The following is a 12,549-nucleotide window of genomic DNA, read 5'->3' as shown; positions in this document are numbered from 1 at the left end:
GCAGCGCGGGCCGCGTGGCCCGCCGGTCGGCGGCCGTCGGGTGGGCCCACCAGTCCGATCGGGCCCGGACGCTCGATCACTCGTCGTCTTCGTCGCCGTCCTCTTCTGCGTCGCTCTCCTCGTCGTCCTCGTCGTCGGCCAGCAGGCCTTCGTCCTCCAGATACGTGGTCTTCTCCGCCTCGCTCAACTCCGTCAGGACGGGATCGTCGACGGCGATGGTCGCGACGCCGATCGATTCGGGCGAGAGCGCGTCGTCGTTGACGCTCGCGAGTGCGGCGAGCGCGAGGGTGACGCCCTCGTCGAGGCTCATCTCCGCTTCGTAGTGGTCTTCGAGATACGACCGGATGTCGTTGCGGTCCGCGCCGATCGCGAGCGCCTGCCACTCGTAGGGCGTCCCCGACGGGTCGGTCTCGTACAGCCGCGGGACGCCGTCCTCGACGCCCGCGATGATGAGCGCGACGCCGAAGGGGCGTGCGCCACCGACCTGGGTGTACTGCTGGATGTAGTCGGTGACCTCTTTCGTGAGCGTCTCGACGCCCACCGCCTCGCCGTAGCGCAGTTGGTTGATCTGGGCGTGCTGGCGCGCGTAGTCGATCAACTGGCGCGCGTCGGCGACGTGGCCCGCCGACGCGATGCCGATGTGGTCGTCGGCCTTGTGGATCTTCTCGACCGAGGACCGCTCCATCAGCGGCGACCGGATCCGCTTGTCGACGGCGAGGACGACGCCCTCGGACGTGCGGACGCCGATGGAGGCTGTCCCGCGTTTGACCGCTTCGCGCGCGTACTCGACCTGATAGAGACGTCCGTCCGGCGAGAAGATGGTGATCCCCCGGTCGTACGCCTGCTGTTGTTGGCTTCCTTGCATAGGTTATCGACAATCGAAGTCCGTCGCCCCCGTGAACGTTTCGCCGTCGCGCACGTCGACCCGCCCGTCGCGGGTGACGGCCGTGCGACGATCGTTCCCGAACACGACCTCGTTCTCTGTGTGGGCTATCGGTGCCCGACCCATATACTTTTCCTCACACGCACGCAGCGTCCCACTGATTCCGCGGACGACGAGTCCGACGGGCGCGTCGTCGACCGCATCGATCGACGCGATGGCTGCGCGTGCGCGATCGCACTCGCCACGGCGGACGCGCACGATGGCTTCGCCGGTGCCGTCCGCGAACTCCCAGTCGAGCACCGAGAGGTCCGCGGCGGCGCTCGCGGTGTCGCCGAACAACGCGCGGGCGGCCCCCCAGATCGCGCCCTGGAACGCCCGCCGGTCGATGTCCGCGTCGGGCCAGGACTCGATCCCGACCGCGAGATACCGCCAGCGCGGGCGGAGATACTTCGGGAGGTGCTTCACGCACTGGCCTCGGGGCCGGAGCGGCCTACGCCTGACGGTTTCGGTTCCTGCTTTCCTCTCGCGGTCCCAGATACTGCGCTCGCCCTATGGAGACAGACCCATAGACCATATCTTTGGACTTCGTACCAGAGGGTGACGAATGGTGTCCGACCGTCGTTGGACTGGCCATCGTCGGACGCCTCCAGGAGGGCCCACCATGCCAACGCTCACAGTCACCGTCGGCGATCACGACCACCTCGATCGGCGCACTCGCGACCGCATCGAAGCCGCCCAGCGCGGCGAGGAGCTCGACGACGCCCAACCCGTGCTGAATTTCGGGTCGTACGCCGAACTCAGTCGGCTGCTCAGTCCGGCGAATCTCGGGCTGTTAGATGTCATCGCCGAGCACGAACCCGATAGCATCAGCGAGGCCGCCGACCTGGTCGATCGGGATTACAAGCAGGTCCATCGCAATCTCACGGAACTCGAAGACATCGGCGTGATCGAGTTCGAGGGCGGTGGCTCGGGCCGGGCGAAAAGGCCGATCCTGGTCTACGACGGCCTCGAAGTCGATATTCCGTTCGAGACAGTGGGCTCGGTCGACGCCGCCGCTCCGTAGCCAGGATACCGCAAACGCCACCGAAGTTCTGTTCTCGTCGGTCGTCCGGTCTGGAGCCACGCTGTCGCAGTCACTCGGCCGATAGCTGACGGTTCGGGCCCGTCGCTCCGAGAACATCTGTTTCGCTCGGCAGATCGGACCTTTCCCGATCCGATTTTCGAGGCCAACCCGCAGACGGTACAGAGTGACGATGGCACACTCGGGGCTCTCGTGTCGAGGCCGAGATGTCGCTTAAAATATCAAACCGCGCTGTCCCGTGACGACTTTCTTGGTCGAGCACACGGCCTTCGACAGGGTTCCCGACGATTTTCGCTTCGACCCACTCAAGCGTCGAAGTCGGCACCGTACTGAGATTCATCACTGCCATCGGTTTCACCCTCTTCACTATTGGCGGACGATTCATCGACGTTATCCGCTTCATCCGCTCCGCGATCCTCGGAAAATCTATATTCGCCTTCAGCATTTTTCCATGGATTTGGGTTGCCACGCGGAAACCATTTGAGAATGAGTACTATAGGGAATAGAATAGGACTTAGAAACAGGTACGCAAAAAGTGCGTATACCAACACCCCTCTATCCGTTATCAAACCGAGAATGACTGAAATACAAAGTATGAAAACTAGGCTGGTCCACCAGATATAATTACAAACATCGAGAAAAATTTGATATTTGGTACCCATACCCTTCTAGTCACTACTCCGAACGGAGTTATAATGCCGACGATTTCACATTGAAAGGACGGATACTGGCCAAAAATATTCTTGACTGAGATATTATAGATACTTCCGAGTGTATGGGGCCACTCTTAGCAAAATGCACCTTCGAGCGTTCGCCAGGAGGTCTTTTGAATCTTTTGACCGTTCACGAATAATAAATGTTGGCGTAAATCGTGATACCTGTGAAACACTCCACATCCCGGTAGCACAGGTCGGTCAGTCAGCTTGCTCCTATCGACGCCTAGACTGAGGAAATTCCGACGTATAATAATGCATGGGTGAAAATAGATATCTGGCCATCTCCCTTCGTTGAGTCTGAGTACCTTAATCTCGTCAGGACCTCAATCTGACATTAATAGTCCCAGAACTCGAAAATTAAGAAAACCGATGCTATAGACTCCCGTGTCTCTCTTTCCTGAATGTTCCGATTATGAATATAATTTCGTAGTAATGATTTTGAATGGCTACTGGTCGGGAGGACCAAACAATCACGACCAGTGGTTCTACAGACTACTATTGACACGAACACAATTTGGGGCTGTTTTTAAGTCCACATCTTATCGCTTTCGGGTGTCTCTCTGGAATTAGGTGCGCAGATGGATCCATTAGGTAATTCGCCTATAGAAGTGGCCTCTCTTTCGGGGATACCCCGCTTGACTATCGGATCGGGGTGCCCAATTTCCTCCGTTAATTACTCAAATTGGATTATCGTGCACCAAGATTAATTATAGTTTTCACCGACCAAAACAATTATTGCTGGTGTCCTTTCACTGCTATCCGCAATGAAACCGACAGAAGAAGACGAGTTTTCCGATACGTCAAATAATCGTCGGGCCGGATTGAGTCGCAGGGCAGTCCTCCAATCGAGTATCACCGGGGTACTGGGGTTGGGGTTGTCCACCTCGCGGGTGGCCGGTGACTCGGTCGAGGGTCAACCGATTGTAGATTTGTATGGTGACTACCAATATACTGAGCCCGAATGGAATTTCGATAATACTGATAAGTACCGGTTTCAAGTAGATGATGACTACGATGGTAAGGTACACGAAACAACTGACCCGATTCCTGTACCGAACACTCTATCAGGTCACACTGACTTCCAGCTTCGAGCCGACTGCCTGCCAGGCGAACCATGTGCCGAAGGGGACATTAGTGGATTTCACTTCAACCACTGGAGTCGAAATGACCCATCAGAGGAGATTGGTGATCTGGTAGAAGTTCACGTGGAGGTTGAGGATTCGGGTCCCGTTCCGGCAATCGACCTCGTGGACCGTGCCCAGGGCAACGAGGATGAGCCGCATTACGTAATATTGGTGGATACCCAACAGGAAGAAATCGAGTTGATTGAGGCGGACAACTTAGAAAACCCACCTAACGATTCCAAACGGATTACGGCGATGCAAAATCCACGGACGGTGAAAATAGAAAATTTCGATCAATCGCCGGCGAGTGACGTGCTTCGGATCGAATGGGGGCTCACTGAAGCCGACAACGGGCGGAAATTCGTGAGTGCGTGGGTCTACGATGATACCGATCAACAAATTGCATCGATGACCGGTGTCCCCACTACCTATACTATCGATCAAGGGGAGCAGGGGCACTATCCATTGCTTGCAAAAGGAGACGGATCTCTCGTCTGGGACGACTTCCGCATGCACGAAGGCGGTATGCAGAGTATCGAGACGGATAGCCCATCTCCCCTCGCGAACGCTATCGAAGACAAGCGCACCCGCATCGAAGAGATTCGAGACCTCTATCCTGATGGATATATCGCCCCTGAAGATAAAGTCGACAAGAGCGCCCAGTTGTACATCGACGAACTTGAAGACAAACTCAACGACAATGAGTACGACTTCGCTGCCCACGAGCGAGTCCAGCACAGGCGCGCAGTTGACCAGCTGATCGACGGGGAACAGGTCACCCTGGCGGCGACCAGTGAGAGAGTGCAACGTCTCGTCGACAAAATCAGCGAACTACTTACATCACTGTCGCTTCTACTCGCCATTGAAGGATTCGGGAGCGTCTTAGGCAAAGTAGGAGCTGTTGGCCGCCTCGGAATGTTCCTGGGTCGGAATCTTGGGAGGGTGGGAAGGTATATGTTGAAGGGATTGAATGCAGCTGGGGATGCAACAGCGGTACGGAAAATTCGAGGGGTTGTCGATGATGCAGTAACTGCGATAGACGAAGCTGCAGAAACCTTCAAGGAAATTAGGAAACCGAAGGACTTAATTGGCCATTTGGTCACCTGGGGTAGGTCGACCGATTCTATTTTGAGTGCTATCGGTGACTTATTCACTGGAAACAATGATGAAAGCGAAGAACAGATACTGGAGAGAAAAACTCCTGAAGAGCTTGAAGGACTCATGGGCAAAGTGGACGGGGTCGCGGGCTGGTTCCAAAAGGTGCTGTGGGATATATATTACTTCCAATTTATTGATAAGGACTTCGAGGTAGATCCTGACGTGGATCTGGGCCTAGAGTTCAAAGAAATTGACTACAAACAAATCCCCCGTGAATATACGCGTGCGACAGTAAATGTTGTTAATCCGCCTGTTGAGATTCCGTGGGAAACAATAATTACCGAGTTCAACGATTCAGGTTTGATTGAAGACTTAAATACGGTGGTAGATGTGGCTGAAGACACAACTGAAGACATCGGTGACGGGATTAACGACGCTATTGGGAGTAATATATATCCAATCGACCCCACAGTGAATGAGTTTGCAGACACCCTGAAATCACGTGCTGAGGACCCAAGCGAAGTGGTCCCACACCAAGACAGTACGACACGGCAATTAGGGGCGGATACCGCCATTGCCCTCATAAAGATGCAAACACGTTTACAGTCATTGCTGTTGGGGTATCAAAAGTTCCAAAGAATTAAATTGAGCATAGCATCGCTTCTCTTGTTGGGTCTGATGGCCCTTGTTGGCGTGATCGCTATTGTGGCTACCGAGGGTTTAGGTGTACCACCAGCTGTAGCCACCTTCTTTACGATTTCTGCGTACATATTGACGGCTATGACAATATTGGAGGCGGTGACTTTCGTCTTAGGGGTAACCGGAATTGCGACAGTGCTTTATCAAATCCGTAAAATACACGGGGTATTCCTGGAGTGGATTGAAGCAGACATGGTGTGGGACATGCCGAATCCCGATTGGACTGACAATCTGAATGGGGTGTATGATATATGAGTGAATCACAGACGAAGACCGATGACCCACAGGGAGACTTCAGGACCGCTGTGGAAAACGAAGCGTGGGGGGAGGCGATCAAATACATTCCCCCGATGCTTGATGATTTCGACGATGAGTTGGACCGAAAAGACGCCCTGAAAGCGTCTGCGGCGGAGCTGCGTCAGGATCCAAGCATTACACCGCAGGAAAGAGAGCAGGCAGAGGCCCTGATTGGGGCTTCCCAGCAAGTCGAAGAATCGATAATGAACGTCGCGAAGATGGCGAAAAATATTCTCAGTGGTGAAGAGAACCAACAGCAAATTCTGAACCTCATCGACGCGAAAGAGGAGGCACTTCAGGAGCTGGAAGCCGCGGCCAGACAGTTGGAGACCACTGATGTCGCGAATGAGGCCGGCTATTCCATCACCGCTGACGCCGAATCAGTGACAGTCGTACCTGCTGGAGAGACCAAAGAGAAAACAGTGACCGTTCAGAACACGGGGTTCGACTCGGCTGAAAACGTCGAGGTTTCCGTCGATGCTGATCCGCTGGTGGTGACAAACGGCAGCGAACACTCCATCGGGACGCTTGAAGTTGAGGGTAAATCCTTGATCCACCTGAACGTCTCTACTGCCGAAAGCGTTCACGGGACTCCTGTTCCATCTGGATTGTACACTGTTACCGTCGACGTGAGTGTTAACGGCGAAATAGTAACGACGGTCAGCTCGAAGGTACGTGCCGCAGACAAGTTCCGGTGCTTGAGCGAGGCCGACGACAAAATAAATTCGTTCGACTCAACAGTGGATAACTTGTCTGGGAGTCTGGACTACAATCGAAACTTGCGGAAACGTGCCGGATGGGTCGAGAGTGACATCAACGATCAAATCGCGGCGTACCGCAAAAACGATGGCTCGCACAACACGGAGTTCTCTGCACATATAATCGATGATAGAGTCTTCTGGCTCAGGCTGTATGTGGACGCAGAGGATAATCTCAGTGAGCGCAATAGGCAGGTCTTGATCGACCAGCTCGAAGAGTTAAAAGCCATCGTTCGCCTCGCTGACGATGCGGACACCTGCTATCTGAAAAGTGCCAAGCAAACGTACAACCAGGCCCGCAAATTAATCCGGGAGGCTGGTTCAAACCAGAGTCTGGCTGATGGCATGAGCGACCAGATCGAGAACATGAACGAGCTCGGTCGTACGATCGCGACGGGTGGGAGTACCTCCGAAATCGAGAGCGATTTCCGGAACCTCATAAACCACGGAATCCCGCCCACGAAACGGTACATCAATCTCGACTGGGACCTTTCAGACTCCGAAAAGGAACAGGCGACTGACCTGGTCGATGAGACAATCCGTCAGCTCGAACACGCAAAATCGGATTATCTCTGACATCTAAGCTCTAGGTCAGACCCTAACACTTGGCGGGGACAGAGCTGAACCGCCGAGGTCGGACCCATTTCGGCGGAGCAATCCTTGCGGTGTCTTCATGACCGTCCGTGGGGTAATCGTGATCGAACGATCGACTGTCGTGTGGGTGGATTGGTTCTCCGTCGTCGGCGTCATCGGCCGTACCGACGCGATCCCGCTGCCAGGGCACCAGTCCATCGGGGCGGCAACGCTCCGGGCGGATCAAAGGCCACGAGCGTCACGCCCGGGACGGTGTCGAGACTACCGCATTTCTCGTGCGCGCGCTCTGTGTGGGCAGTTCGAAGGCGATGCCGCGAAACTGACGTCGGTTTCGGAGGACTGGCCGCCCGCGAAGGCGGTGGGTTCGACCCGGTGAAAACGCCGTTCCTGGCCGCCGTCGGTCTCGACGTCGCTACTCCGTTCGAAACAGGGGGCCGACGTTGTCGTTCCGTCGCGTCGAGATCGCGTGTCCGCCGATCAGGTGCCGTCGCCCGTCCCGTCGCCCGGCCCGTCGATCCGTCGCACGCCCGGTTCGACGAACGCCTCGTCGCGTCGCTCCCGATTCCTGGCGGCCAGGTGGCCCCACTCTGCCAGCCCCGCCCGAATCGTCGCGGCGTCGAAGCCCGCCGATTCGCCCAGCGCGACGACCTCGCGAGGCGCGCGGAGGTGGAGGTGACTCGTCGGGGTCAGACTCACCACCGCGGGCACGTCGTACGCTGCCCGGAGTTCCTGCAGTTTGCGCAGGCCCTGCAGCGCCCGGACGCGATCGCCCGCGCGCTCGCGGACGAGTGGTCCGAGATCGATCTCCAGGCGGACGCCGTTCTCGCGGGCGGCCTTCGCGAGCACGTGATTCAGATCGCCGTCGTCGGCCATCGGGTGGGCGAGCACGTCGACCGCGGGGTGTTCGACCGCGAAGCGGTTGATCTCGGGGTCGTCGCCGTGGACGGCGACGATCGTCTTGTCGGCGCGGTGGTTGCCCACGAACCCACTCGCCCGACTCGGATCGTCCGCGCGGACCTCGACGCCGCTCACTACGTCGATGTCGTACTCGGCGGCGATCGCCGCTGGATCGTACTCGGGGAGGCTCCCACCGTGATTCCGGACGACGATCCCGTCGTAGCCGCACTCGCTGGCGGTGAGTGCGAAGCGCGCGACGGTACTCGACCCCTCGGGGTGGGCCAGGACGGCGGCGTAGCTCACAGGTCGCCGAACACCTCGCGGGCGTTTTCGATCGCGCCCTCGCGGGTCGCGGGGTAGGCTTCGATCTTCGCGCGCACGGTGATGCCGTCACCCAGTCGAACCGACCCCTCGCAGGCGGCCTGTTTGTCCAGCGTCGTGTAAAAGGCGGTGTTGTCGTCGACCCGATCGTCGAGGGTCGCGGCGAGGCGATCGCGCTCGTCGGCAGGCAGGTCTCCGAGCGCGTCGAGGATCGTCCGCATCCCGTCGGCGTGCTCGATCCGCGCCGAGAACACGCCGATCGGATCGCCCATGTGGCCCTCGCTATTCACCCGGTCGATCGTCGCCTCCTCGGGGAGGAAGCGCCGAAGCGCCCGCTCCACGCGGTCGTCGCGTTCGGTGCCATAGGAGAACGCCCGCAGATCGACGTAGTGGAGCGGTATCGCCCCCATCGCGCTACTCGGCGGCCTCGATGTTGTCCTCGGGCACGCCCTGTTCTTTGCCGTCCTCGAAGGCGACGATGTAGGTCGCGTCACCGAACATCGTGTCCATCACGTTCTCGATCGTGCCTTCTTCGCCGTCGAAGTCGCTGTGCTCGTCGTGCAGAATGACCGCGTCGTCTTCTTCGAATGCCATACCGGATCGTAGACCCCGGCCCCATAAAACGGATCGATCCGGCCCGAGTGGCGCGCGCTCGAATCCGGCCAGCGGGGGCGTCGACGGGTCAGTCGCGTCTCGGCCCGTCCGAGGACTGATTTCACCCACCGAGCGATTTATTCGGCGTGCTCACCAATTTGAATCAACGCATGGGTGAGGTCATCGAAGGGGGGTCGTCAGTGACGACCGTTTCGACGGGCACCGTGGCCTGGGGGGTCGCGCTGGTCGTGTTCGTCGCGGGCGACATCCTCACGACGACGTACGGCCTGCAGGTCGGGGTGAGCGAGTCGAATCCGGTGCCCGCGATGGTGATGGACGCCGTTGGGGCGCTGCCGGCGATGGTCGGGTTGAAACTCCTCGCGGTCGGGGTCCTCTGGGCAGTCTATCGCCGCCTCGACGAGCGGTACTGGCCCGAGACGATTCCGCTGACGCTGACCGCCGTCGGCGGCGTGGCGATCGTGATCAACACCTGGATGATCGCGCTCCACGTGCTCTGAGTGCGCTTCTCCACTCCGGGACTGGAGTCGCTATCGGGGTGGCCCGCCATCCGCGAAATCGCGGGTATGAGCCCGTTTCGACGCCGTTGGACCGGCTCCTTCGAAATCCTTTTAGGCGAGACAGCGGGAGTATACGGCAACGAACTATGGACATCGACATCATAGCGGAAGACGACAATCCCATGTTGCACCGGACTGACGTCCGGTTCGAGATGACCCACGACGAGGCGACGCCGTCGCGACTCTCCGTGCGTGACTCGCTCGCGGCGAAACTGAACAAGGATGCCGAGGAAGTCGTCGTGCGGAAACTCGACACGAAGTTCGGCATGCGCAAGACCGTCGGCGTGGCGAAGGTCTACGAGTCGTCGACCCACGCTCGTGACGTCGAGCAGGACCACATGCTCGAACGCAACAAGATCGCCGCCGACAACGGCGAGGCCGAACCAGAGGAGGCCTGATCGATGGCCCACTACGAACTGTACGACGACGAGGGCCAGACCGACAACGAGCAGTGCCCCCGCTGTGGCGACACGTTCCTCGCTGATCACGGCGATCGGCTCCACTGTGGTGCGTGTAGCTACACCGAGTGGCAGTAAGCGCGAACGCCGTTCTTTTCGCGGACCCCGTCGAACGGACGACTCGTGTCCACGTCGAGCACCCGCGCCGTGGTCGGTCGGCTTCGAGACGCGCTCGATCCCTGGTCGCTCGCGATCGTCGCCCTCTCGGTGGTGATCGTCGCGCCCGCGACGACGCTCTGGCTGTATGTCGGCGGTCTCGGCTTGATCAGAGCCCTGCTTGTCGAGTCTGCGGGGCCGACCGGAGTGCCCATTCACGTCGTCGCGTTCCACCCGCTCGAACACGTGCTGACCGAGATCGCGATCGGCCTCGGTCTGGCCGTCTTCGTGGGCGTCGATATCGTGATCGCTCGCGAGTGGTGTCGTCGTCGCGGCTTCGTGGCGAGGGGCCCGGGATCGGTTGCGGTCGTCGCCGGCGCAACCGCCGTCTGGGTCGGTCTCGCGGTGGCCGGCGGGGCCGTCGCCGTGCAGACGCTCGGACTCCCGGCCGTCCGACTGGTCGCAACGCCCGTCGGGACCGGGCCCGCTCCCGTTCGCCTGGGGGTCTTGTTCGCGGTCGTCGCCACGGTCGCGGTCGCTGGTGCAATCGTCCCGCAGGCGCTCGCAGTCGCCGCGATCCGGGCCTGGCGGCGCCGATCGGCCGGGACCGACACGGCCTTGTGATCGAGCGCCCCACCATTTCTCGTGACTGAGGATCGCCCGCTCCGCGTGCTCGGGATCGAGGGGACCGCCTGGGCCGCCAGTGCGGCGATCTACGAGACCCGCGATCCGTCCGTCGGCAGTGCAGACGAACACGTCGCGATCGAGTCGCGGGCCTACGAACCGTCGAGCGGCGGGCTCCACCCTCGCGAGGCCGCCGAACATATGCGCGAGGCGATCCCCGCGGTCGTCGACTGGGCGCTCGATCACGCGCGCGAACGGGCGGAAAAGGAGTCGCTGCCCGGCGACGCCGAGCGGTCGGCCCCGATCGACGCCGTGGACGCGTCCACGAGCCCACGGCCGCAGGCGCCCGTGGATGCGGTCGCCTTCTCCCGCGGGCCCGGTCTCGGTCCGTGTCTGCGGATCACCGGAACGGCGGCCCGCGCGCTCGCCCAGCGACTCGGCGTCCCGCTCGTGGGTGTCAACCACATGCTCGCCCACCTCGAAATTGGTCGCCACCGCGCCGGCTTTTCGGATCCGATCGGGCTGAACGCCTCGGGCGCGAACGCTCACGTCCTGGGGTATCGCAACGGGAAATACCGCGTCCTCGGTGAGACGATGGACACCGGCGTGGGCAACGCCATCGACAAGTTCGCCCGCGAGGTGGGCTGGTCGCACCCGGGTGGGCCGACCGTCGAGGCCCACGCTCGCGACGGTGAGTACGTTGAGTTGCCCTACGTCGTGAAGGGGATGGACTTCTCGTTTGCGGGCCTGTCGAGTGCGGCCCAGGCGGCCGTCGCTGACCACCCCGTCGAGGACGTCTGTCGGGGTCTCGAAGAGACGATCTTCGCGATGCTCACGGAGGTGGCCGAGCGCGCACTCGCACTGACGGGCCGTGACGAACTGGTCGTCGGCGGTGGCGTCGCGAACAACGCCCGCCTACAGGGCATGCTCGAAGCGATGGCCGCCCACCGCGACGCCGATCTGTACATTCCCGAGCCTCGCTTTTTGAGCGACAACGCCGGGATGATCGCCGTCCTCGGCGCGAAGCAGTTCGCGGCGGGCGATACGCTCGCGATCGACGAGTCGGCGGTCGACTCGAATTATCGACCCGACGCCGTCCCGGTCACCTGGCGGGCCGACCCGCCACGCGAGCGCGGATCCGATCTCGTCCAGGGCGCGGAGGCGACCGTCACCATCGAGGGTGACCGCGTCGTCAAAGAGCGGGTTCCCCGCGCCTACCGCCATCCCGACCTGGATCGCCGACTCCGCGCCGAGCGCACCCGTCAGGAGGCCCGCTTGCTGGCCGACGCCCGCCGCGCGGGCGTGCCGACGCCGGTCGTGCGTGACGTCGAGCCACGCGCGGGGCGCCTGGTCGTCCAGCGCGTCGGTGAGTCCGACCTGGATCGGGTGATGACGACCGATCGCGCGGCCCGGATGGGTCGACTGCTCGCCGGACTCCACGACGCCGGCATCGCCCACGGCGACCCGACCGTGCGGAACGCGCGGGTCTGCGGCGATGGGACGCTGGTCCTCATCGACTTCGGACTGGGCTACTACAGCGACCACCCCGAAGATCTGGCGATGGACCTGCACGTCTTCGCCCGGAGTCTCGCGGGGACGACCGACGCGCCCGATCGGTATCGGGCCGCCGCCGAGCGCGCGTATCTCGGGGCCGGCGGGGCTCGTGCGGTGCTCGACCGCGTCGGGGCGATCACGGGTCGGGGCCGCTATCAGGGTGGCTAACCTACTTGA

The 12,549-nt window shown here is 60.5% G+C and carries 14 protein-coding genes; 8 read left to right on the top strand and 6 right to left on the bottom strand.

The genetic code is table 11. From position 1 onward, the window contains the following. Positions 1-76: 76 nt before the first annotated feature. Positions 77-865 (bottom strand): archaeal proteasome endopeptidase complex subunit alpha, encoded by a 789-nt coding sequence (gene psmA / locus HARCEL1_RS11470; protein WP_108383704.1) that lies wholly within the window; start codon positions 863-865, stop codon positions 77-79. 3 nt (positions 866-868) lie between these two features. After that, positions 869-1,348 (bottom strand): Rpp14/Pop5 family protein, encoded by a 480-nt coding sequence (locus HARCEL1_RS11465; protein ID WP_108383701.1) that lies wholly within the window; start codon positions 1,346-1,348, stop codon positions 869-871. A gap of 196 nt (positions 1,349-1,544) precedes the next feature. Between HARCEL1_RS11465 and HARCEL1_RS11460 the strand changes: the two genes are divergently transcribed. Next, complete coding sequence (locus HARCEL1_RS11460; RefSeq protein ID WP_108383698.1) at positions 1,545-1,946, top strand: HVO_A0114 family putative DNA-binding protein; 402 nt, start codon at positions 1,545-1,547, stop codon at positions 1,944-1,946. A gap of 323 nt (positions 1,947-2,269) precedes the next feature. Here the strand turns inward: HARCEL1_RS11460 and HARCEL1_RS13470 are convergent, their stop codons facing one another. Further along, the gene (locus HARCEL1_RS13470; RefSeq protein WP_159077119.1) at positions 2,270-2,626 is read right to left on the bottom strand and encodes a hypothetical protein; all 357 of its coding nucleotides are present in this window, start codon (positions 2,624-2,626) and stop codon (positions 2,270-2,272) included. 818 nt (positions 2,627-3,444) lie between these two features. On the opposite strand from HARCEL1_RS13470, the gene HARCEL1_RS11455 reads away from it, so the two are divergent. Further along, positions 3,445-5,856 (top strand): hypothetical protein, encoded by a 2,412-nt coding sequence (locus HARCEL1_RS11455; RefSeq protein WP_159077118.1) that lies wholly within the window; start codon positions 3,445-3,447, stop codon positions 5,854-5,856. Next, positions 5,853-7,232, top strand: coding sequence for a COG1361 family protein (locus HARCEL1_RS11450; protein ID WP_108383693.1), 1,380 nt, complete (start codon positions 5,853-5,855; stop codon positions 7,230-7,232). Before HARCEL1_RS11455 ends, HARCEL1_RS11450 begins: the two co-directional genes overlap by 4 nt. 495 nt (positions 7,233-7,727) lie before the next feature. Here the strand turns inward: HARCEL1_RS11450 and HARCEL1_RS11440 are convergent, their stop codons facing one another. From HARCEL1_RS11440 to HARCEL1_RS11430, 3 genes are read right to left on the bottom strand one after another with little or no spacing between them, the layout of a single operon-like run. Continuing rightward, positions 7,728-8,450, bottom strand: coding sequence for an RNase P subunit p30 family protein (locus tag HARCEL1_RS11440; protein WP_108383686.1), 723 nt, complete (start codon positions 8,448-8,450; stop codon positions 7,728-7,730). Next, positions 8,447-8,878: an RNA-binding protein gene (locus HARCEL1_RS11435; protein ID WP_108383684.1), complete on the bottom strand. Its 432-nt coding sequence runs from the start codon at positions 8,876-8,878 to the stop codon at positions 8,447-8,449. Before HARCEL1_RS11435 ends, HARCEL1_RS11440 begins: the two co-directional genes overlap by 4 nt. A gap of 4 nt (positions 8,879-8,882) precedes the next feature. Then, positions 8,883-9,062 (bottom strand): DUF1918 domain-containing protein, encoded by a 180-nt coding sequence (locus tag HARCEL1_RS11430; protein WP_108383681.1) that lies wholly within the window; start codon positions 9,060-9,062, stop codon positions 8,883-8,885. Between the two features lie 170 nt (positions 9,063-9,232). Between HARCEL1_RS11430 and HARCEL1_RS11425 the strand changes: the two genes are divergently transcribed. From HARCEL1_RS11425 to HARCEL1_RS11405, 5 genes are all read left to right on the top strand, one after another. Beyond that, complete coding sequence (locus HARCEL1_RS11425) at positions 9,233-9,580, top strand: DUF5658 family protein (RefSeq protein WP_108383678.1); 348 nt, start codon at positions 9,233-9,235, stop codon at positions 9,578-9,580. 146 nt (positions 9,581-9,726) lie between these two features. Next, positions 9,727-10,038 (top strand): 30S ribosomal protein S24e, encoded by a 312-nt coding sequence (locus HARCEL1_RS11420; protein ID WP_108383676.1) that lies wholly within the window; start codon positions 9,727-9,729, stop codon positions 10,036-10,038. A 3-nt stretch (positions 10,039-10,041) separates the two neighbouring features. Then, entirely contained in the window at positions 10,042-10,176 is a 135-nt protein-coding gene (locus HARCEL1_RS11415; RefSeq protein WP_108383673.1) for a 30S ribosomal protein S27ae, read from the top strand. Positions 10,177-10,221: 45 nt separating this feature from the next. After that, positions 10,222-10,818 carry a hypothetical protein gene (locus HARCEL1_RS11410; protein ID WP_108383671.1) on the top strand — a complete coding sequence of 199 codons (597 nt, stop codon included), beginning with the start codon at positions 10,222-10,224 and terminating at the stop codon, positions 10,816-10,818. Between the two features lie 21 nt (positions 10,819-10,839). Beyond that, complete coding sequence (locus tag HARCEL1_RS11405) at positions 10,840-12,540, top strand: bifunctional N(6)-L-threonylcarbamoyladenine synthase/serine/threonine protein kinase (RefSeq protein WP_108383668.1); 1,701 nt, start codon at positions 10,840-10,842, stop codon at positions 12,538-12,540. The last annotated feature ends 9 nt before the right edge of the window (positions 12,541-12,549 follow it).

The organism is Halococcoides cellulosivorans, assembly GCF_003058365.1.
GTDB classification, from domain to species: domain Archaea; phylum Halobacteriota; class Halobacteria; order Halobacteriales; family Haloarculaceae; genus Halococcoides; species Halococcoides cellulosivorans.
Note: the sequence above shows the minus strand (reverse complement) of the source record. Positions and strands in the feature narration are given on the sequence as shown.